The organism is Spiroplasma endosymbiont of Ammophila pubescens, assembly GCF_964020965.1.
In the GTDB taxonomy this organism is placed as follows: domain Bacteria; phylum Bacillota_I; class Bacilli_A; order Mycoplasmatales; family Mycoplasmataceae; genus Spiroplasma.
In genome coordinates this window covers 810,039-831,614 of record NZ_OZ026611.1, presented here as the reverse complement: position 1 = coordinate 831,614, position 21,576 = coordinate 810,039, and the positions used below count along the sequence as shown (strand labels likewise).

Annotated in this window: 24 protein-coding genes and 5 pseudogenes; 10 read left to right on the top strand and 19 right to left on the bottom strand. The window is 23.0% G+C overall.

Annotated features, from left to right (window positions below; all coding sequences use genetic code 4):
- Window positions 1–4: 4 nt before the first annotated feature.
- A complete protein-coding gene (locus ABNT63_RS05230; protein ID WP_348737025.1) occupies window positions 5–286 on the top strand; it encodes a hypothetical protein in 282 nt (93 codons plus the stop codon).
- 113 nt (window positions 287–399) lie between these two features.
- Window positions 400–894, top strand: coding sequence for a hypothetical protein (locus tag ABNT63_RS05225; protein WP_348737023.1), 495 nt, complete (start codon window positions 400–402; stop codon window positions 892–894).
- 44 nt (window positions 895–938) lie between these two features.
- Here ABNT63_RS05225 and ABNT63_RS05220 read toward each other — a convergent pair whose 3' ends face one another.
- From ABNT63_RS05220 to ABNT63_RS05210, 3 genes are read right to left on the bottom strand one after another with little or no spacing between them, the layout of a single operon-like run.
- Window positions 939–1,124: a hypothetical protein gene (locus tag ABNT63_RS05220; protein ID WP_348737021.1), complete on the bottom strand. Its 186-nt coding sequence runs from the start codon at window positions 1,122–1,124 to the stop codon at window positions 939–941.
- The gene (locus tag ABNT63_RS05215) at window positions 1,069–1,470 is read right to left on the bottom strand and encodes a lipoprotein (protein ID WP_348737019.1); all 402 of its coding nucleotides are present in this window, start codon (window positions 1,468–1,470) and stop codon (window positions 1,069–1,071) included. Before ABNT63_RS05215 ends, ABNT63_RS05220 begins: the two co-directional genes overlap by 56 nt.
- Window positions 1,471–2,520, bottom strand: a complete 1,050-nt coding sequence (locus ABNT63_RS05210; protein WP_348737017.1) for a hypothetical protein — start codon at window positions 2,518–2,520, stop codon at window positions 1,471–1,473.
- 269 nt (window positions 2,521–2,789) lie between these two features.
- Here ABNT63_RS05210 and ABNT63_RS05205 point away from each other — a divergent pair, with 269 nt between their 5' ends.
- Entirely contained in the window at window positions 2,790–3,116 is a 327-nt protein-coding gene (locus ABNT63_RS05205; RefSeq protein ID WP_348737015.1) for a S1 RNA-binding domain-containing protein, read from the top strand.
- 40 nt (window positions 3,117–3,156) lie between these two features.
- Here ABNT63_RS05205 and ABNT63_RS05200 read toward each other — a convergent pair whose 3' ends face one another.
- Entirely contained in the window at window positions 3,157–3,741 is a 585-nt protein-coding gene (locus tag ABNT63_RS05200) for a hypothetical protein (protein ID WP_348737013.1), read from the bottom strand.
- 142 nt (window positions 3,742–3,883) lie between these two features.
- Between ABNT63_RS05200 and ABNT63_RS05195 the strand changes: the two genes are divergently transcribed.
- Window positions 3,884–4,069 (top strand): hypothetical protein, encoded by a 186-nt coding sequence (locus ABNT63_RS05195; RefSeq protein WP_348737011.1) that lies wholly within the window; start codon window positions 3,884–3,886, stop codon window positions 4,067–4,069.
- A 54-nt stretch (window positions 4,070–4,123) separates the two neighbouring features.
- Here ABNT63_RS05195 and ABNT63_RS05190 read toward each other — a convergent pair whose 3' ends face one another.
- Together ABNT63_RS05190 and ABNT63_RS05185 are read right to left on the bottom strand one after the other, a co-directional pair.
- A complete protein-coding gene (locus ABNT63_RS05190; RefSeq protein WP_348737009.1) occupies window positions 4,124–4,369 on the bottom strand; it encodes a hypothetical protein in 246 nt (81 codons plus the stop codon).
- 149 nt (window positions 4,370–4,518) lie between these two features.
- Window positions 4,519–5,220: a DDE-type integrase/transposase/recombinase gene (locus ABNT63_RS05185; protein WP_348737005.1), complete on the bottom strand. Its 702-nt coding sequence runs from the start codon at window positions 5,218–5,220 to the stop codon at window positions 4,519–4,521.
- A gap of 560 nt (window positions 5,221–5,780) precedes the next feature.
- On the opposite strand from ABNT63_RS05185, the gene ABNT63_RS05180 reads away from it, so the two are divergent.
- Window positions 5,781–6,179 (top strand): lipoprotein, encoded by a 399-nt coding sequence (locus ABNT63_RS05180; protein ID WP_348737003.1) that lies wholly within the window; start codon window positions 5,781–5,783, stop codon window positions 6,177–6,179.
- A gap of 20 nt (window positions 6,180–6,199) precedes the next feature.
- On the opposite strand, the pseudogene ABNT63_RS05175 reads toward ABNT63_RS05180, so the two are convergent.
- Window positions 6,200–7,775: pseudogene (locus ABNT63_RS05175) on the bottom strand (spiroplasma phage ORF1-like family protein); the annotation flags it as partial.
- 111 nt (window positions 7,776–7,886) lie between these two features.
- Between ABNT63_RS05175 and ABNT63_RS05170 the strand changes: the two are divergent.
- Both ABNT63_RS05170 and ABNT63_RS05165 read left to right on the top strand, forming a co-directional pair.
- The gene (locus ABNT63_RS05170; protein WP_348737001.1) at window positions 7,887–8,090 is read left to right on the top strand and encodes a hypothetical protein; all 204 of its coding nucleotides are present in this window, start codon (window positions 7,887–7,889) and stop codon (window positions 8,088–8,090) included.
- Window positions 8,090–8,632 (top strand): annotated as a pseudogene (locus tag ABNT63_RS05165) (spiroplasma phage ORF1-like family protein); the annotation flags it as partial. The gene ABNT63_RS05170 and the pseudogene ABNT63_RS05165, both read left to right, overlap by 1 nt.
- A 185-nt stretch (window positions 8,633–8,817) precedes the next feature.
- Here the strand turns inward: ABNT63_RS05165 and ABNT63_RS05160 are convergent.
- From ABNT63_RS05160 to ABNT63_RS05130, 7 genes and pseudogenes are all read right to left on the bottom strand, one after another.
- Window positions 8,818–9,054 (bottom strand): hypothetical protein, encoded by a 237-nt coding sequence (locus tag ABNT63_RS05160; protein ID WP_348736999.1) that lies wholly within the window; start codon window positions 9,052–9,054, stop codon window positions 8,818–8,820.
- Between the two features lie 18 nt (window positions 9,055–9,072).
- Window positions 9,073–9,489, bottom strand: a complete 417-nt coding sequence (locus ABNT63_RS05155) for a hypothetical protein (RefSeq protein ID WP_348736997.1) — start codon at window positions 9,487–9,489, stop codon at window positions 9,073–9,075.
- Window positions 9,482–10,493: pseudogene (locus ABNT63_RS05150) on the bottom strand (hypothetical protein). The gene ABNT63_RS05155 and the pseudogene ABNT63_RS05150 overlap by 8 nt, the downstream one beginning before the upstream one ends.
- Window positions 10,493–10,696, bottom strand: a complete 204-nt coding sequence (locus ABNT63_RS05145) for a DUF2649 family protein (protein WP_348734996.1) — start codon at window positions 10,694–10,696, stop codon at window positions 10,493–10,495. The pseudogene ABNT63_RS05150 and the gene ABNT63_RS05145 overlap by 1 nt, the downstream one beginning before the upstream one ends.
- Before the next feature lie 153 nt (window positions 10,697–10,849).
- Window positions 10,850–11,047: pseudogene (locus tag ABNT63_RS05140) on the bottom strand (DUF3627 domain-containing protein); the annotation flags it as partial.
- 216 nt (window positions 11,048–11,263) lie between these two features.
- Complete coding sequence (locus ABNT63_RS05135) at window positions 11,264–11,386, bottom strand: hypothetical protein (RefSeq protein ID WP_348736995.1); 123 nt, start codon at window positions 11,384–11,386, stop codon at window positions 11,264–11,266.
- A gap of 658 nt (window positions 11,387–12,044) precedes the next feature.
- The gene (locus tag ABNT63_RS05130) at window positions 12,045–13,367 is read right to left on the bottom strand and encodes an Mbov_0401 family ICE element transposase-like protein (RefSeq protein WP_348736993.1); all 1,323 of its coding nucleotides are present in this window, start codon (window positions 13,365–13,367) and stop codon (window positions 12,045–12,047) included.
- Window positions 13,368–13,470: 103 nt separating this feature from the next.
- On the opposite strand from ABNT63_RS05130, the gene ABNT63_RS05125 reads away from it, so the two are divergent.
- Together ABNT63_RS05125 and ABNT63_RS05120 are read left to right on the top strand one after the other, a co-directional pair.
- A complete protein-coding gene (locus tag ABNT63_RS05125) occupies window positions 13,471–14,196 on the top strand; it encodes a hypothetical protein (RefSeq protein WP_348736991.1) in 726 nt (241 codons plus the stop codon).
- A gap of 234 nt (window positions 14,197–14,430) precedes the next feature.
- Window positions 14,431–15,207: a hypothetical protein gene (locus ABNT63_RS05120; RefSeq protein ID WP_348736989.1), complete on the top strand. Its 777-nt coding sequence runs from the start codon at window positions 14,431–14,433 to the stop codon at window positions 15,205–15,207.
- A 207-nt stretch (window positions 15,208–15,414) separates the two neighbouring features.
- On the opposite strand, the pseudogene ABNT63_RS05115 reads toward ABNT63_RS05120, so the two are convergent.
- A pseudogene (locus ABNT63_RS05115) lies at window positions 15,415–15,531 on the bottom strand (S1 RNA-binding domain-containing protein); the annotation flags it as partial.
- A gap of 367 nt (window positions 15,532–15,898) precedes the next feature.
- Here ABNT63_RS05115 and ABNT63_RS05110 point away from each other — a divergent pair.
- Window positions 15,899–16,381 carry a hypothetical protein gene (locus ABNT63_RS05110; protein ID WP_348736987.1) on the top strand — a complete coding sequence of 161 codons (483 nt, stop codon included), beginning with the start codon at window positions 15,899–15,901 and terminating at the stop codon, window positions 16,379–16,381.
- A gap of 64 nt (window positions 16,382–16,445) precedes the next feature.
- Here ABNT63_RS05110 and ABNT63_RS05105 read toward each other — a convergent pair whose 3' ends face one another.
- From ABNT63_RS05105 to ABNT63_RS05090, 4 genes are all read right to left on the bottom strand, one after another.
- Window positions 16,446–18,497: a hypothetical protein gene (locus ABNT63_RS05105; protein ID WP_348736985.1), complete on the bottom strand. Its 2,052-nt coding sequence runs from the start codon at window positions 18,495–18,497 to the stop codon at window positions 16,446–16,448.
- Window positions 18,497–19,750 carry a hypothetical protein gene (locus tag ABNT63_RS05100; RefSeq protein WP_348736983.1) on the bottom strand — a complete coding sequence of 418 codons (1,254 nt, stop codon included), beginning with the start codon at window positions 19,748–19,750 and terminating at the stop codon, window positions 18,497–18,499. Before ABNT63_RS05100 ends, ABNT63_RS05105 begins: the two co-directional genes overlap by 1 nt.
- 206 nt (window positions 19,751–19,956) lie before the next feature.
- A complete protein-coding gene (locus ABNT63_RS05095) occupies window positions 19,957–20,226 on the bottom strand; it encodes a hypothetical protein (protein WP_348736982.1) in 270 nt (89 codons plus the stop codon).
- 15 nt (window positions 20,227–20,241) lie between these two features.
- The gene (locus tag ABNT63_RS05090; RefSeq protein ID WP_348736980.1) at window positions 20,242–21,570 is read right to left on the bottom strand and encodes a hypothetical protein; all 1,329 of its coding nucleotides are present in this window, start codon (window positions 21,568–21,570) and stop codon (window positions 20,242–20,244) included.
- Window positions 21,571–21,576: the final 6 nt, after the last annotated feature.

The window sequence follows — 21,576 nt, the reverse complement described above, 5'->3', positions numbered from 1 at the left end:
CTATATGTTATCAAATTATACATATAGTAAATATGCTATTAACAAAGGTTATAATGATGATATTAAATTATTTTCTCCTTATTATTTCAAACTAATTTCAAAACCAAATAGATTAGAAGAAGGATATTTTTATTTTTCAGATTGTCAAGTACAAATATATTCATTATATTTTGATTTTATTGGTTCTAATCCACCAATTCCAGTAAATTATTGAAAAGAAATTAAAGCACAAGAAAAACCATTTAATCAAGTGGATAATAGAACGAATTTTTTGAAATGAAGATAAGGGACAAAATTTTAAAGCAGTTTATCGTTGAAATGGTGGTGGTGAACATCTTAAACCTTTAATTGATTCAAGTACTGGAAAAATTATTGATTGAAATTTAAAACAACAACCAAATGTTAATTAATAACAAAGATAATGAAATTAAAGTAAGTGTTAAAAACAAAGATATTTCAGAAAATCCTATTTATCAATTAGAAGCAAATTTTTTTAATTGATTATCATTAACAAATGAATTAGAAACAAATAACATTCCTTCTCTTATTCCATCAGAAATTAAATTATCTGATGGTGAATATGGTAAATATTTAACTAATTTAATTGTTTCTAATGACAAAATAGAAGACTATTTAAATTATTTTTCTGAATGATATAAATTACTTTATTCTAAAATAGATTGAATTAGTACAATCGAAGATTTAATTGATTATAGTATTAAAATAACTTTTGATAAAAAACTATTTAATTTAAATCAAATTGAAATATCAGGTATATGAGGTTATGGTAATTATGAAATTACAATTTTTACCGAAAAAGTACAAATTAATATTAATAATTTACAACTATTTAATAAAAATTATTTAATAAAAATAATGAAAAATTATCATTAATTATATTAGAAATATAAAAAGTCATTTTAATAAATGACTTTTTATTATTCATTAACTTTTACATTACCGGTTTTATCAATAATTAAATTAGGTACATTAGTATCTTCTAAATTTCAACGATAAACTGCTTTAAAATTTTGTCCCTTATCTTCATTTCAAAAAATTCTTTCTATTTTACTTTCCGATTGATCATCTATTAATAAATCTTGTTCTTTTGTTTCAAAAACCAATAAAAATAGATCAATATAATATGGTTTTAATGGATCTCAAGCCTCAATTTTTTTTTCCTTTATTTGTATCGTGTTTAAATTTTGATATTTTTCAATAAATAGAATTATTAGGTTTCCATATAGCAAAATATCATTTATTATCCACTTGATTAAATGGTTTTTCTTGTGGCGCCATTCATTCTAAATTGTCTTTTATTTCTTGCTTATTTGTATTTATTTGATTTTCTTCTTTTAATTTTGCTAATTGTTCTTTTGTATATTCTTGTGTTGTATTACAAGCAACTAAACTTGTTGTACTTGTTCAAATTAAAGTGATTGAACTTAAAGGACTTAATATTTTTTTCATTTAATCACATTTAACAACTCTAATTGTTAAAGTTAATAATGTACCAATAATAGCTCCAATTGCAGTCCCTAAAACAGGAAAAGTTTCTGTACCAACTGTTGCTCCAATTGCAGCACCAGTTCCTACTGCTGCACCAAGAGATGTTGTGGGGTTATTACATAAAGCGCTACCAATTTTCATTGATTCGTGTATTTGAATATTATGATCCATTGTTCGTATATCGTGATAAATTAAAAAACCACCATTAGATAATAAAGAATTTAATTGATTGCTTGAAAATCTTCTCATAACACCACCATCTGGATCCATATAGTTAAAATATAAATTATTATCTGTTGAAGTATTTCTATAAATACCATTAATTAAAATAAAATGATTACGTCGTGGTTCATTATCATTAAATCTACCTGTAAAACCTAAAGCAACTGGCATACTATTATTTAAACTATTATAAATTAAACTAAGAAAAATATTCAAATTTGTATAATTATTATAATCAACACCAACTCTAGTGCTTCCAACAAGTGTGGGGTCATTAATACTTGAATTTAATGAATGTGCAACATATCTTCTAAAATTATTTAATCTATTATTAATAATGTAATTATTAACTGTATTTGTTCAATTTGGTACAATGGTTCCTCCTCCTCCTAAAAAGTTAAAATTATCTACTGTTTGCAATGTTGTTTCCATATTACCAATTAAATGTTGTTGACATGAATATAATGGAGTATCTGGCGTTCTAAAATTTCTAAGACCTAAAGATCTTAAAATTGACTCTGATATTGCTGGGCCACAAGATAAAGATTCTGTTTGAGCAACAGTTGGTACTGCTACTTCTAAGTTAATATCTAAAAGTTCGGAAACGTAAGTAATTTCATCTTCTCTTTTATTTCTATTTGAAGTTTCTAAATTATTTGAATCTGATTCCATTGTTTCTCTTAGATTGTTGTTATTATTTTCTTTTTGATAAAGCCTTGCAGCAATTGTTGTTGGGATTGCAGAGCTACTAATTGTTAATACACTTAATAAACTTAAAAGTTTTTTCATTTTGTATAATTTCCTTTCTTATCTTGAAACTTTTTATCAAGATCTATTGACATTATATATATTATATGCAAGTCAAGCAATTTAAATATATTTTAGAAAGGGAATGAATTATAATGGTTATTATTGTAATTATATTGTACTAAATCTAGACTCACAGTGATTTTCACAAAACTTATGAAAATCAACCGCTCGCCCAATTCCTGCAAATGATTTTTATAGTCTTAATGATATAATTAAAGCATTTAAAGAAAGGAAGTATATTTAATTTTATGTATAAAAAAGGAAATAAAGTTAATGTTAAAATAACAAACATTATACCTTATGGTGCTTTTTGTAGAGCAGAAAAGGCTGATGGTTTAATTCATATTAGTGATATTTCAGATTACTTTGTTAGAGATATTAGAGATTTTTTTGATGTTGGTGATGAAATTGAAGTTGAGATACTAGATTTTAATTCAGTTAGAAAACATCTTAAATTAAGTTATAAAAATTGTCATCCTGAACTATTGAAAAATGATGATGGTAATAAAATACAAGAAAAATCATCTAGTTTAGAAAAATCATTAAATACTAATTATTTAATAAATAAAAAGTAAATAAAATTTATAAATTTTAGAAGGTTTTTAAAACCTTTTTTTATATTCCCATTTTAAAACGATATGGATAAGAACCATAAAACAAAGCATCATATGGGTCATGGTACATTTTACTATCGGATGTGTTTGTTTTGGTATCACTAAATCTTAGTTCACTAATGCACTTATCTAAAAATGGGAAGTTATCTAATATGCCATATATTTTACCTTGAACAAACATTTTTCTTATTCAGGTTACGCGATTGATTATACCTGCTTCTTTATTAAGATATGTATGATGTTTTTTGGCTTTAAACATCTTAATTTTATAGCCTAAATAAGGGTAAATATCTTCTTGTAATTTTTGCATAAAGTCGTGTGCATTAATATCATAATGAAATGTAGCATATTCAAAACCATCAAATTTATCAAATGTATTAATTATTCATTGCCCGTAATGTTCAACTATTTCATTTAAATTCATTGCGTTTTTTGGTGTAACAACATTTTCTTCAATTAAATATTTATCATATTCATTATTTTCATTAATTTTATAACCACTAAATAAAAACACCGTGTGGCCTTCACTACCATTAGCATAATCCACACCAATTGAATAACTCAGGTATTTTATTTCAAACAGCACCCATTGTTAATCGTAAATTAAAAATACCCAAACCATTAAATGCTTGTTTGTTTTCTAAATATACTTGATTGTGTTTTTTTAAAATATTTTTAATTCTTTCATTTAAAGGTAAATATAGGGTTACAAATTTTTCATAAAAGACATGTTTAGATCAAAAGGATTAAAAGTAAATTGATTAGAATATGTTTTATGAAAATATGTTATTACTGTTATGTATTGTTTTGCTATGTTGTCTCATTCTTGAAATGTCCAAGATAATTATTTTACTGGAATAGGATTATCTAAATTATATTGTTCATTATCATTTTCATCCGTGTATTTTTCATAAGATACTTTTAAGCTTTTTGATCTAAACATGGAAATTCGCAAATTATTATAACGTTTATTTATTATAACGTTTATCTAATTCTTTATCAGTTAAAATTTCTTTTTCTTCGGCATGTATCATTTCATCTGTTCACGCTGATATAATACCACTACCTTTACCAACTTTTCCCATAATTTTATTACCATTAGCATAACCCGCAAAAGCAATTCTCACACCACTAGGAAAAACAATTTCGCCACCTTCTTTAACATTTTTAGGTCAAACAATGCCATTTTCATTGTAAAGTGTAGTATACCACACACATTTTGGAGATTGCAACAAAACAAGAAAAAATAATAAAAAATATAATTAAAATATAAAAACATCATTAAAAATAATACATATATAAATAAAAATTCTAAAATTGACACACTAAAAAATAGTTTAAATAAAACTTTATAAATTTAAAATTATTTAGTTAAATTAGTTAAAAATTCAAATGGTGTTTGAAAATTCAAAGATTTATGCACTCTTTCAAAATTATAAAAGTAATAATAATCATTTAATTTATTTTGTAAACCAGCTGCATCCAATATTTTTTCATCAAATACAAATAACTTAGTATAATTTTGATGAAATCTTTCAATTTTACCGTTTGACTGCGAAGAACGAACAGGTGTTGTTTGATGTAAAATATTTTTATCTGTTAAAAATTGAGTAAAAGTAGTTTCTTTAACAATACTTTTTTGATTATTCCGATGACTATTAATAAATTCAGAACCGTTATCAGTTCTAATTCGTGTTATTTTAATACCAAATATTTTTTTAAAATCACTGATTACTCTTTTAACAGCATCAATAGCATTCTCGGTGCATAATTTATCATAAATATAACCGAATACTCCTCTCATTCTTTCATCAATAAAATCATAAACATAATACTTTTTATCAACTGGAAATTTACTTGGCATAAAATATTTAGCATCCATTTGTAATAATCCTAATTCTTTAACTTCATATCTTGGATGTTTTCTTTTAATTTCTTTAATTTTATTTTTTATTTTTAATCAACGCTTATCTTTTTTAAGTCAACGAAAAAATGTTTTTAAATTTTTTGGTGCTTTATTTTTTAATTCTTCACCATGAATTCCTTTTTTTAAATTATAAAACAATGATAAAACACCCCCAGCGTGTTTATCACAATATTCAAAATATAAATCACAAATATTCTCGCGAACATCATTACTATATTGATAATTAATATTATTAGGAACTGTTAATTTTAATAATAAATCTTCAAAATTATTATTTGCATATGCAAGTAAAATTTTATTTGCTTAGTAATAAAAAGTTGAAAATTTATTTTTAAAATATTTTTTAATCAAGTCTTTTAATAACAACTTAGTTTTAAAAAAATTCCTTACATAAATTAATATATGCAAATATTTTTGTTTTTATTCTTTTATAGTATTTATTTTTATAATTTTTACTTTAAAAATCTTGCAATTTTGCTTGTAAATCGCCTAAATTAGAGTTATTAATAATATATTTCATTAATTCACCTCATTTTTTAAAAAAATATAGTATAATCATATCATTTAAAATAATTTTTATAAAACTTCAAACTTTTTTAAACAATCATAACCATAATAAGTAAGTATCGTTTCTAAAACATATTTAAAAATACTTGTATATATAATGTCAATAAAATTTGATAAAAAAGGAGTAAAATATGAAAAAATGACTTAGTATTTTAGGAGCAATCGGATTAACAGCAACAAGTACAACAACATTAATTAGTTGTAAAAAACCAAATAACAATGAAAACGGGAATAATAAACCAGAACCTACATCAGAACCAAAAAAACCACAACAACCATCAAAAGATAGTAATTGAAAATTAATGATTGAAGGTGAAAATGAAAAAATTAACCATAATTTAAAAACTTATATAGGATTAAAATTAATTGGAAAAACATGATTTATAAATAAATGAAAAGGTAAACATTTAAAAACTGACACATGAAAAATTTTTGGATATAAAAATATTTATCGTTGAGATGGAGTTAATGAACCACAAACACCCGAAATTGATAAGGATACTGGCAAAATTACAGATTGAAAAGAATAAAAGGACTTTATTAGTCCTTTTTATATTAATAGTACAAATTTCATAAAAATAATTAATAAAAATATATTTGTTATTGTATTATATAATGCTGGACTAAATTTTCATACCTCAAATGTTTGATTAAAAAAACTATATATTGTTTCAAAAATTTTTCCAACTCCACTCGCTAATTCATTAACTTGTTTTATACCAGGAATATTATTCACAATTCAAATTGCCGCATTTCTGATATGACACGATAAATTATATCAACTACAACTTTCATATTGTGCTTGTCATCATTGACTATCGGGAAATAATCCACCATTATTTATTTCTTGTCAGTTATAAATACCAAAATTAAAGTCATAATATTGATACATATCATTTTCTTTTTGTGTTTGTAATTCAAAGACTTATATCCGATTTTTTGTTCTTCCATTTTCTTATATTTTAAACCATATTTATCTTTTAAAACATCTTCAAAAACATATCCTTCATTTTGATTAATATTATAATCATTTGCAACAGAAAAATCATAGTTAAACACATTACCATAATTTGTGTTATAAAACCGATTTTTATAGGCTGAATACATCTTAAAATCTAATAATTTATATTTATCAGAAAAATAAAAGTAACGTGGATAAATTTTAAAACCATTATTTGCTAACAAACCATATTTTTTGTTATATCCTTGCGTATAAGTATTATTATCTAAATCAAATATTGTTCGTAAATAATCCTTATAAAAATTTTGAGAAACCGTAAACATACTATTCAATAATTCTTTAAATTTATCATAAGAAACTAAAAATTTTTTCTTTTGTTCTTCAAATTTTTTCTCTGCTTCGGTTTTTAAAACTTTTTTATTATTTTCAAATTTATAAATATAATTATTATAGTCATTAAAATATTTTATTGACTTTCCATTTTCATCTAAAATAAAATCTTTAAAATTTTCTAATTTTAAACCAAAAAAGTTAATCAAAACAGTATCATATTGTAAATTATCAATATAACCACTTTCTATAAAATTACTCCGATTTTGAAAAATAGGAATCAAAGCATAAGCAAAAAAAAAAAAAAAATTAAAAAGTTATTAATATCTATTTTTCCAGTCATTTTTTGATAATAAATAGTATTATAAAGATTTCATTGTCCAATAGAATAAATATTTCCTTCAAAATTAAAGATATTTTCTTTTTCTTTCATAAAAGTAAACAAAAAACCTAATTTTTCATCTTTATGAGTAGATTCAGATACATCAAAACTGCGTGCCTTAATATGTGTTAGTTCTAAACTACCAGCAATAATGTTATTATTTTTATCAATCGTTAAAATCATCCGATAAATTGATTTAAAACTATTTTTTCATAAACTTTCATCAACAATTTCAAAATCAAAGATTATTCTTTGTGTTCCAACAATAGAACTTTCATAATTGGGATTACCCCCTTGTTGAACTATAATGTTTTCTTGAATAATAACATCTAAATAATTATTTAAAAAATCTCTAACTTTATTTTGATTTTCAACACTTCAATTTATAATTTCACCAGTATTTTTGTTAATTGTTGGCAATTCTGGTTCATCACTACCATCTCAATAATAAAGACCTTTTAATTTACTCATTTCAACATAAACTTTTATATCACCGGGAATAAACGGAATACCATCTATTTCTTTGGCGTTATTTGTATCATGTTTAAATTTTAATATTTTTCATTGCTTGTATGTATTTTAGATACAGTTTCAACGATTGAAGAATTAAAAGAAAAATATGCTGGTATAAATGGTTATATAATTTATGGTTTATGATTTGATATATTGTGATATATCTTAATAATTCATTATTTTTATGGTTATTTATTTAATGAAATTATCAAATTAATAAAAGAAAATAAAAAAAGAAAAGGTGGTAAAAAATAATGCGTAAGTCATTATCTTTATTTGCTATATTTATTTTAAGTATTTTAGGATTAATTATTCCTTTTATTACTTTAACAGCATTCAAACCATTACATCAGCAAAATTATACTGTTAATCAACAAACAACGGGAATGAATGAAACTGATTTTATTAATACAATGTTTTTACGCAGTAGTTTTTTTGAAAATTGAAGTGATACCAATTATTTTATTAATCCTACTTTAAAAACATCAAGATCACTAACTTATAATGATAAATGGTACTTAGATTTTTTAAAGGATAGTTATTCAACTGGTGTTTCTTATAATAAACCAAGTGATAAATTTATGGATTTATATAAAAATTGAGATAGTTATGTTAAACAGTATAACATTAATAAATTTTATGATGTTGATAGAAAACAATTTTTAAAAGAATTAACAAATTTTGCTTATTCTTTTACAAATAAATATAATTTAACACAAATGTTAAATAAATTAAAAACAAATATAAATAATTTACAATCGGTTAATTTAATTGAAGATAATTGAAAATTAGTTAATGATTATAATTCATTTTTTTTAATATAGATAATAAATTTTATTTTTTTGTTTTTCAACCTTTTAATAGCAAGCATTAACGAAAAACTTATAATAAGATATAAAATTAAATCAACCCAAGAAATAAATAAACCATTTTGTTTCTTTTCTTTTTTTATTTTTTACATTACTTTTCATAAATTTAACTCCTAACTATAGAATGTTTTTGAAACAATAAACCCAATAATATATAAACTTGATATTGTTAACATTAACGGATGACTAAATAAAATCGCCATTTTATCAAAAATAGATAACAACCAAGTATCAGAATTATATAAATCCATAATAATATTTTTTGCTGATGTCAACTGATTAATAATAACTGTAATAAAAACAGTTCCAAATATAGCGATTGCCGCTACCAATAAAACTAACTTAATCATATAAAATCAACTCCTTACTTATTTTTTTATTCTTTTAGTGCTATGAATTCTTTTAAAACCTAATTTTCTTGTTTTTGCTTGTCTTGCTAAACTTGATAACTGTTGTTTATTGCGACTAACTTTAAATTGTTTACGTTCTTCAACATGTTTTTGTATACCTTGTTTGGTATCTAAAACTCCACGAGCTGTTGAAGAATATAATTTTGATGTACTATTTTGAACAGTTGAACCTAATTCATTATATTGTGTTGATGTACCATGAATAGCATAAATTGATAATTTAATAACCATAAAAAAGATCACAAAATAAGCAATCGTTGTTTTTGTCATTGGCAATTTAGTATTTCAAATCACATCAAAAATAAACAAAAATACATCAAAAATAAAACTAAAAATTTTGTCTCAATTACTACTTTCTGATAATAAATTAATCATCTTTACCACTTCCTTTTTCTTTTTTAGGTTTTAAATTCTTTTTCAAAATATCAATATCAAACAATTATAAGCGTTGTTTATTATTTAATTTTGATATATCTTTTCAAAAGTATTCTTTTTTATTAACAACCTCATCGTTTTTCAAATAACGAACAAAAATTAATCAATAACTATCGTATTTATTATCAAATTCAAGCGGAATAATTATCTTAAAAAACCGAATTCCTAATCCGACATCAGATCTATGTTTTGCACGTTTATCTTCGGCTGTTCTTTTAACAGACTCAGTTTTTCAAATTTCATAATCAGTAATATCTTGAAAAATACCAATTCGCATAATAAAAAACGATTAAAAATATTAAATCCTTTTTTAACAATTGGTTTTTTAAGTGAAATTGGAATAATAATACCATTTGCTAATTGCCTAATATTATTTAAAATCATACCCTCACGCTGAGCAGTAAACAAAGCACGATGTCCAAAATGTCTTGCTAAAACAATTCACGGTATCTTACCACTATGAACTTTTTTCTCATCGTGCGGACTAGTTCCATCAATATATAAATAACTTTCATCAAATAAAATGACACTATCATCTGGAGGAACTGGTTTTGTTCGATCAGTAAAATTCAAATTTTTAAATGTTAAAACTTTAACCTTGTCATCTTCTAATGGATAATTACTATAAATTTCATCTGTTAATAATTTCATAGACTGAGACAAATAAGTTAAAAGTAATGTTTTACCTGTTCCTAACTTACCAATGATAACTGACAAAGGGTTATCTCAAACAAAATCAACTAACCTAAATGCATTTAACTGATAAAAAATATTTTTTCATAATCACCAAAAAAATATACACATTGTAAAACAAATAATAGTCAAAATACTAAGCCGGTGTAATTTAAAGAAATAATTCAAAATAATAAATCAATTAAACTAAACAAAACCATTGAACCGCTAATATAACAATAATTTTTTAAAAAAAATACAAACTTTTTCATTATTTAAAATACCCAACTATTTTAAAAATCATTCACAATAAAAACCAAGTTAAAAACAAAATTACAATTCAAACACCAATCATCAAAGTTAAATATTCATTTTGTGTTAAATTTAAAGTTGTAATATTTTCAACATTTGTTTTATCTATAAACAAAAAGACATGAATAAAAAACTCTTTTAATTTTTCTCAATCATTTTGCATTTTTAAAAACTCCACATTTTTTGAATAAGTTTAAAAAATATTCCAAAAAATAAAATGATAAATAATACAAACGATATAACCATATATAAAATCGGGAGCATTTAAACCAATAATATAACTTACAAATTGAACTCAATAATTATATAAACTCATTTAATTTAAATCTTTCAAATCATTAATTAATTCTTGGTCTTTTTCAACAGTTCAATTTGTTAAATTATTATTGTTATTTGTTTTTACTTTTTGAGGTTCAGCAGGGAATAATGCTTTTTTCATTTGTATAAAATAATTTTGTTTATATTGATTATACAAATTAATTATTTGTGTTCCAGTTAAATATTTCCAAAAATGGGTAGTATCCATTATTCTTAGGTTTTTAATAAAATTAAGTAATTAGAAACAAATTAAGTTTCGCTTATGACTAAATGATAACAAAATTTATAAAAAATTCAACTTTTTTTAAAAATATAATTTTTAGTTGAAAAAATAATTTATAAAATTATGAATTTTGACATACTAAAAAATACTTTTTAAAGTTATTGCTAATTTTAAAAGGTTTTTTATTTTTTATAAAGATAAAAATTGATTTTGAGATTGATTTAAATTAAATATATTAAATTCAATCTTTTCTTTATTTTTATTAGTTTTATCAACTTTCTCATCATTAATTTGATTATTAAGTATTAACATAGAAGCAATTAACATATTGATAAATGTTTCTTTACAATATATTTTTGCGCCACGCCCTTTAACAGCCTTAATATAATGCGATACATCACTCTCAACATGACAACCAATATTATATTCTAATGATTGATTTACAATACCTTCTTCATTACTTTTAATTAATTCAATGGTTTCTAATAAAAATATTTTTTTATTACCATTAACATATGATAAATGACATATTAAAAAATCTAATAATAATTTATAATTTCCAGTAAAGAAATATATTTTTGCTAATTTATATTTTATTCTATGAATTTTGATTCTATTTCGATTTGGGAATAATTGTTTAAATCTATTTGATAAATGAAATTTATCTAAACTATATGATACAGTGTTATTTTTATATTTTGCTTTTACTGCTCTATAAATTTTTTTAATTTGTTTTTCACCAAACTTATTTTTATGGTAGTATACATTATTTTGAGGTTTTTAATAAATTAAGTAATTAGAAACAAATTAAGTTTCGCTTATGACTAAATGATAACAAAATTTATAAAAAATTCAACTTTTTTTAAAAATATAATTTTTATTTAAAAAAATAATTTATAAAATTATGAATTTTGACACACTAAAAAATACTTTTTAAAGTTATTACTAATTTTAAAAGGTTTTTATTTTTTTATAAAGATAAAAATTGATTTTGAGATTGATTTAAATTAAATATATTAAATTCAATTTTTTCTTTATTTTTATTAGTTTTATCAACTTTCTCATCATTAATTTGATTATTAAGTCTTAACATAGAAGAAATTAACATATTAATAAATGTTTCTTTACAATATATTTTTGCACCCCGCCCTTTAACAGCCTTAATATAGTGTGATATATCTCCTTCCATGTGACAACCAATATTATATTCTAATGTTTGATTTTCAATACCTTCTTTATTATTTTTAATTAATTCAATAGTTTCTAATAAAATTTTCTTTTTATTATCAATAACATAGGGCAAATGACACATTAAAAAATCTAATAATGCTTCATAATTTCCAGTAAAAAAATATATTTTTGCTAATTTATATTTTAATCTATGAATTTGGTTTTTCTTACGATTTGGAAATAATTCTTTAAATCTTTTTACTAAATGAAATCTATCTAAACTATATGATACAGTATTATTTTTATATTTTGCTTTTATTGCTTTGTAAATTTTTTTAATTTGTTTTTCACCATCACTTAATATTAATATTTTAGTATTTTCATTAATATCATAAGTATCCATTGATTTAAAAATTTTATCAATAAAATTATCAATATTAGATTTATCATTTTTATTCTTATGATTTTTATTCATCATTTGAAAAATGCCTTTTTTCTTTTTCATTTTTTTTCTGTTTTTTGTTGATTTTTCTTCATCAACACCAACATGCATAGTTGAAGCAAATATTTTATTTTCAACTCTTTTTTTATTTTCTCACATAGGTTCAAAAGCCCCATCAATTTGAATATATAAAACATTATTTGGAATTTTAATTTTATTGTTATTTTTATTACTAATGTAATCGGTTTCTTCTAAATCTGCATTTTTAAAAATATTAGATATTGTTCTTTCACTAATATTATCGTTTTCGACAGTATCTAAAATATCTTTATATCTTTTTCCATCACCCATAAATGAAGTAATTTTATTTATTAAATTTTGTTCATTTCTTTGGTATTTTTTTAAACCTAATTCTTCATCCAAAGGATAGCGATTTATATATTCATTTTTTTCTTCATCATATTTAACATATCTTCGTCTTTTTAAAGGTATATCTCCATCTTCTGTTCTAATTGTTTTTGGTATTTTTGATACAACCTTATATCCTTGTAATATTTTTCCTTGTTGATATAATTTAAATATCTCATTATCTCTTTCAATTAAGAAATTTTTAGTTTCATTGTTTGTTTCTATTCTTTTATTTTCTTTATAATTTCCTAATAAATTATTTTTTAATTCCATTTTATAATTTCCTTTCTTAATTAAAAAAAATATTTTAAATTATGATACTTAATTGATACTTAATACTTCATATAATCTTAACAAAAAAGGAGGCTAATTAAAAATGCAAGATTTTACAAAAATTAATAACAAAAAACGAATTACTAGTTATGAATATTTAAATAAAAAATATGATTTAAATTTTAGTGACTTTAATTTTGGCTTTGATTGAGAAGTATTTAAAGATTTTGTTGGTGATAGTTATGCCCGATATTTTACTTCGCCAAGTTTTTTTAAGTTTGTCTCAGCGGGGCGTGGTACTAATAAAACATGAAATCATTTAGCAGAAAAATTATTTTTTGCTTGTAATTTTACTGATGCTTCATCTAATATTTTACGAAGATACGCTAACACCCACGAAGATACTACATTTGGCGATACAATTAATGTATGTAATTATCTATACGATAAATATGGGATTGATATAGGACCTGACAATGAAAATGGCATTGTTTGACCTAAAAATGTTAAAGAAGGCGGCGAGATTGTTTTTCCTAGTGGTGTTCGCATTGCTTTTGCTGGTTATGCTAATGGTAATAAAATTATGGGAAAAGTTGGTAAAGGTAGTGGTATTATATCAGCATGAACTGATGAAATGATACATGCCGAAGAAAAAGAAATCTTAACTGATAAAGAATTAGATAAAAGATATAATAATTTAAGAGTTTCAATGTTTCGTTCAAAAAGTTTAAAAGTGTCTTACAAAAAATATACTGATGAAAATGATAATGAACAATATAATTTAGATAATCCTATTTCAGTAAAAGAATTATCTTGAACATTTCAATAATGAGATAATATAACAAAACAATACATAACAGTAACAACATATTTTCATAAAACATATTCTAATCAATTTACTTTTAATCCTTTTGATAAATACCATGTCTTTTATGAAAAATTTGTAACCCCATTTTTACCCTTAAATGAAAGAATTAAAACTATTTTAAAAGAACATAACCAAGTATATTCAGAAAACAAACATGTATTTAAAGGCTTAGGTGTTTTTAATTTACGATTAACAATGGGAGCTGTTTGAAATAAAATACCCGATATTACTAAAAAACTTGTTTTAGCAAATAAAGAAGAGCGACCTGATTTATTTGAAATTGAATACTATGGTTTTGAATATAATGATAATGACCCCAGTATTTATGTTTTACGAAATTATCGTAAATATATTAAAGAGTATAATTTACAAGATTTTTATAATACAAATACAAAACAGTATCAATTTGATAGTTATTCAATTGGTGTTGATTATGCTAATGGTAGTGAAGACCATACAGTATTTTTATTTAGTGGTTATAAAATTAATGAAAATAATGAATATGATAAATATTTAATTGAAGAAAATGTTGTTACCCCAAAAAACACAATGAATTTAAATGAAATAGTTGAACATTACGGCCAATGAATAATTCATACATTTGATAAATTTGATGGTTTTGAATATGCAACATTTCATTATGATATTAATGCCCACGACTTTATGCAAAAATTACAAGAAGATATTTACCCTTATTTAGGCTATAAAATTAAAATGTTTAAAGCGAAAAAACATCAGACATCTCTTAATAAAGAAGCAGGTATAATCAATCGCGTAACCTGAATAAGAAAAATGTTTGTTCAAGGTAAAATATATGGCATATTAGATAACTTCCCATTTTTAGATAAGTGCATTAGTGAACTAAGATTTAGTGATACCAAAACAAACACACCCGATAGTAAAATGTACCATGACCCATATGATGCTTTGTTTTATGGCTCTTATCCGTATCGTTTTAAAATGGGAATATAAAAAAGGTTTTAAAAACCTTCTAAAATTTATAAATTTTATTTACTTTTTATTTACTAAATAATTAGTATTTAATGATTTTTCTAAACTAGGTGATTTTTCTTGTATTTTATTACCATCATCATTTTTCAATAGTTCAGAATGACAATTTTTATAACTTAATTTAAGATGTTTTCTAACTGAATTAAATTCTAGTATCTCAACTTCAATTTCATCACCAACATCAAAAAAATCTCTAATATCTCTAACAAAGTAATCTGAAATCTCACTAATATGAATTAAACCATCAGCCTTTTCTGCTCTACAAAAAGCACCATAAGGTGTAATGTTTGTTATTTTAACATTAACTTTATTTCCTTTTTTATAGATAAAATTAAATATACTTCCTTTCTTTAAATGCTTTAATTATATCAATAAGACTATAAAAATTATTTGCAGGAATTGGGCGAGCGGTTGATTTTCTTAAATTTTTGTGATAAAATGACTTACAAGTTAAAAAAGATTTTGAGATTCTTTCAAACAAATTTGGGAACCTTTATAGAATTCTTCGCTTAACGCTTAGAATTTTTCCTAAGTATTTTGAAAAGCGCGGCAAATGTTTTTTTAAACTTTAAGTAATTTTTCGCAAAACTTATGGAAATCACCGCGAGCCCAGATTCTATCAAACAATAAATTTGAGTAAAGGAAGGATAGTATGAAATATTTAATTTTATCAATAAGGTGTTTTTTCCTAACTGAAACAAAAAAGAAAATAGCAATCTTGTTAATAACAATTTTATTGTTAGGATTATGTATTTCTTTGCCTATTGTTTTTGTTACTGCTGCTAATAATAAAACAAAATTTGAAAATTCATTTTTAGAAAGAGATAGAACTCTTACATTTTGTAATAAAAACCAAAAAATAGGTCAAGCATTAATTAACTATACAATAAAAGATGAAGAAAATAATTCTAATGATATATTTAAAAATAATGATAAATACACTATATTTTTATGGTGTACAAACCAACCTAATAATTGAAATCTTGATAAAGTTTATAATCCTGTTTATTCATTATTTTATTTAACTTATAAAAATATAATGAATTTACAAGATTTTTCAGTTAATGATACTGGTGGAATAGATGAAATTTATTCAAAAGAATGGAATAAAAAATATGATATTTCTAATTTTTAGGGAAAATATAAAAATTTTGATAATTATTTTATAAATTAAAAAAGTTATTTTAATAAATAACTTTTTATATTTCTATTGTAACTAACGATAATTTTTCATTGTTTTTATTAAATAATTCTAAATTATTAATATTAATTTGTTTTTTTTCTGTAAAAATTATAATATCATAATTTCCATAACCTCATATACCCGATATTTCAATTTGATTTAAGATACTAATATTTTGTGAAAAATAAATTTTAATATTATTTTCAACAAAACTATTAATTAAATTTAATCATTCTGATTTTGAATATACTGTTCCTTTTTTATGATATCCATATAATGCTTCTAATGTTTGTTGTACTTTATCATCAGAAATAATTAAATTTGTTAAATATTTCCCATATTCTCCATCTGATAGTTTAATTTCACCAGGAATAAGGGAGGGAATATTATTTGTTTCTAATTCATTCGTTATTGATAATCAATTAAAAAAATTTGACTCTAATTGATAAACATGGTTTTCTGAAATATCATTATCTATAATTTTTATATTACTTTTTTGCATTTCATAATAATTTTTATTTTTTAAATCAGAAAAATCAAAATAAGATGATTTTAATTGTACTATGCAATCTTGAAACTCATAGTATGCTTCTTCATCTTTTCCCTCTTTAATTTTTGGTTCAGAAAGTAATTCAAAATAATAGGGAGAAAATAACTTAATATCATCATTATAACCTTTATTAACTGCCATATTACTATATACATAATTTGATAATAGATAAATAATTTGTTTAAATCTTTTTACCGCTTTTTCATTAAGATAAGTAGGATTTTTAAATTTTCAATTTTCAAATAAACCATCAATAACATCTTCAGGTTTTTCCCCTTCAAATAATTGTTTTATTTTTGCACTTTCATTTATTGGATTTCCTTTTTCATCATATTTAGCGCCGCGAAATTTTCTGTCGTAATTATAACGAAATGTTAACATATCTCTTAATACTTTTTCTAATTTTCCATATACTTCAGAAGATTGTATTTCAATTAGTAGTTCTCCATATCGAGAAGCATTATTTTGTCATATTGGCGGAAGTAATGAAATAGACGGTGTTTCTGGCATTTTACCAGGTATTTTAACATCGTATGAATATTTCCCGGGAGGATTATAATATGCAACAATATTACATTCTAAAATTCTGGCATTTTTAATTACTTGTTTTCTTGGATTTTTATTGTGGTTTCCTACACTAACCAAAATTAAACAATCATTTGGGGTAGAAAAATTTTTTGCTATTTCAAATGGCAAAAAACTATATCCTAGTCAATACTGAAATATTCTTAAATTGGGATTTGTTTCAATTGGCATAGATAGTAAAGGTAATAAATTAGCATTTTGAATAATTGACTGTGGATAAGAATAAACACCATTAACATTGCCCCAACACTTAATATTGCCAAATAACATTGATTTAGGATATTTAATTTCAATTCCAGTAAATACTGTGTCTTCGGGTAATGATTTTTGTAATACTAAATGAATACTATTTTGGTTTTTTCACTTAAAATCAGTTATTTTAACTAAATGCGTAGATTTAATAATGTCAACACCATCAGGTGAATAAGGGCGTTTATATTCTTCAATGATATAGCATTCATTTTTGTTTTCTTCACTAATTGGTTCATTAATAGACACTATTTTTAAGTCTAATGTTTCTAAAAATTCTTTATCTTTTTTTGAAATATCATTAATTAAAATATCTTTTTTATCAATCATTACATAACTTGTACTATTATCTTGAACTGTGGTATTTTGTTGAATTTGTAATTTAAAATTAAAGTCGCTAATTTCATAACCCGTTATTTTAATATATTCATCTTTGTCAATAAAACCTATTTTAACGCTATTTTGAGAGTAGTTTAAGATTGGTTTTTGCTTTGTCTTAACAAGATTATTAATTTTATAAATATATAAGGTTCTTGCACGGTCTTCAGTAAACAATTGTTCTAAATCAGGGTCGCTGTACTGCGATTGACTAGCAAAATCTAACGGAATACTATCAATTGAATAGTCAATTGGTTCATCATTTTCTGCTAATTGTGCCAACATTTTTTCTGATGGTTTTAACATTATTCTTGTTCTCCTTCTTTATTAGGAATATTGATAATAGTTTCGTTGTTTTTTAATTGTCTGTTTAAAGTAGCATTTACTGGTAAGCGAACATCAACAATTAACTCATAAATATTTTTAATATTGAATGTTCTACTATTTAAAACAGCATTATCATATTTAATTAACTTAATAATAAATTCCGTTAATTTAATTTCTCTAATGTATATCATTTGTTCGTATGATGCGTTTGTTTGAATATTTACACCAGCAACTTCAGCCTGAGTTTGTTGGGCTCCTTTAGCGATTGCAGGAACATGATGGCGATTTATTTTATAATAATTAGTTAATAATCAATCATATATTTTGGTTAATTGTTCACCTTTAAAATTACCAGCAATATAGTCTACTGGTTGAAAATTACTATCAGGGTCTCCTTCAACTAATAACAAGTCATTTTCAATAAATGAAGCCAACATTTTACTAATTTCTTGGTCAACAACACCAGTCACGCCATTAGTATTAATGGTAAATTTACCACTATTTAATAATGGGTCTAACATAATCTTTTCAGCAATAATATCTAAAATACTAGCAAATTGTTTACCATAGCGGGCAGAAGGTTCAAAATTAGGGTTATTAGGAATAATTTCAATCGGTATAAAATTAAGTGGTAATATTTCTTCTCTTTGTAATGTTGTATAGTTATTTCATTTAGCATCATCAATATATAAGTCGGTAATAGTACTGTATAATCGTGTTTTTAACTTTCTAATAACTTTTACTTGTTTAGTTACATAATCAATTTCTAATTTTTCAGTAATAAAAACACTCTGGTCATTTTTAATATAAGGGTCATAATCAAAAGTACAAGATACTAAATTACCTAATTCATCATATTGGTCATTGTAAAAATCAATAGTAATAAAATTAAGTTTTGAATTATTAGCAAAAATAAAATATGCACCTTTACCATTTTTATTAATTTTATATTCGTTATATCAATTCTTATTAGTAAAGTCCTGCATTTTTAAAAAGTTATTAATTAATTTAGTATCTATTTTTTGATTAGTAAGTTGATTATAAATGCTAATTTCTAAATCACGCGGATTTAAAAAATTAGCATTATCTTCACAAATTCTTTTTTCTAAAATCTCATTATGTTTTTGAACAGTAACATTTTTACGGTTAGTAATTGTTGATGCTAAATTAAGATAATAACTATCAATATCATATTCTTTTTTTAATTTCTTTTTTGCTGGTAACAATCCCATTTATAACACACCCCCTTATTTTTTATTTGTTTTTTTAAAAGTTATCTTCTATCATACGCATTATTATTCTGATTCCAATTTGATTTGGATTTCTCTTTATTTGTTCTTCACAAAATTCAAAAGCATATTTTTTCTTTCTAATTCTTCTGTTTTCATCTTTACAATTTTGACATATGCAATTTCCACACATCTATTTCACATCCTCTTTATTTTGTATCTTCTTTTTTAATAACATCTTCAATACTATCTTGTTTTTGTTGTTTGTTATGAGTTTTGATAAATCTAATAGTTTCAATAATTAAAACAACAACCCCAAAACCATTAAGCATTGCACCAATAATTACATATGCAGGTCAACCAATTCCTAATTTAGTAGGTCCTATAAAACAAATAATAATTCCAACAATAAAAAACAATGATGAAACTCCAAAGATTTTCAAAAACATAATTACATCTTTAACTTCTACTTTTGGCATAAAAACATCTCCTTCCTAACTTACTTTTTTTCTTTCAATATATAATTTAGTCATTTTAGCAGCAGCATTTTTTGAATATATTATAATTTTTCCATTATTTCTTAATTGTGCAATTTGATTTTCATTACCAGTAGTTGTTATTCCACTTGATATATTTCCTGTAAATCCTTTATAAGTTGATAAATAAAAACTATTTAAAAATTGATTATCAACTCATACTTTATATTTATATTTATTTTTATCTCAATCTTTTATTTGATATTCACTAACATTAGGAGTTCAATCAGTAATATCTACAATTTCTCAATCACTACTTTTAATTTGATAATGTTCATTAATATATTTTGTAGTTGGTAATGTGTCATCAGTTATTTTTAATTCTGATGTTATACTTGTTTTAATAATTTCAAAGTTAGCAGTTATATCATTATTTTTAAATGCTGGGTCTCAAATTTCTAATTCACCTGTTTTTTGATTAAATGAAGCATTAGCTTTGCCACTTTCAGTAGGTATTAATTTAATTTCAATTTGTCGTGTTCTCATATAATTAACAAATTCACCACCACTAGTTGGGTCATCAATTGCTAATTCATCATTATAACCATTTGTTACAGATATTTTGCCTTTATTATTACCACCTTTAGTAATAGCAAAATCATTAGGATTTAATATTTTCATTATAGACTCTGAATTAATAATATCGCTAGTATTAGATTTTCAAACTTTATTAGTTTTATCATAAAAAATAGTATCATTATCAAAGGGGACATTTATTTCATTATTGTTATTTTTAACAATAGTTTTATTGTCAATCTTAGTTTTTTCTTTTTCTAATAAAGCATCAACTTCTAATTGTATATAATATGCTTCTAAATCTATCATAGTTAAATCAATACCTTCTTCTTGAAAAGTACGAAAAATTTTCTTTAAAGTTGTTAAATTAGCCAATGATTTTGCATAGGTAGGCAATAAACCTTGTCATGTTGCCATAGGGTCATTTTGTGAAGAATAATTAATATCACCAACACTCATATTTGCCGAAGTAAAAAATTCAATTGGAATGCGGTTAAATGTTCAATGTTCAATCGTAATAAACACCATATTAATACAAATTTTCTTTAATAATGGGTCTTTAAATGTTTCAAACTTTAATTTTGAAAATGGATAATTCAAATAGGAATTAATCATATTTTGGACTCTTAAAGCAAAAGTTTTAAATCATAATTCTACATCACCTTTAAAGAACTTATTATAACGAACTGGAACTTGTGTAATTTTACCTGTCATTGGAATAAAATTATTATAATTTTCCAAAGTAACATTTTGTCATAATTCATTTAACATTTAATC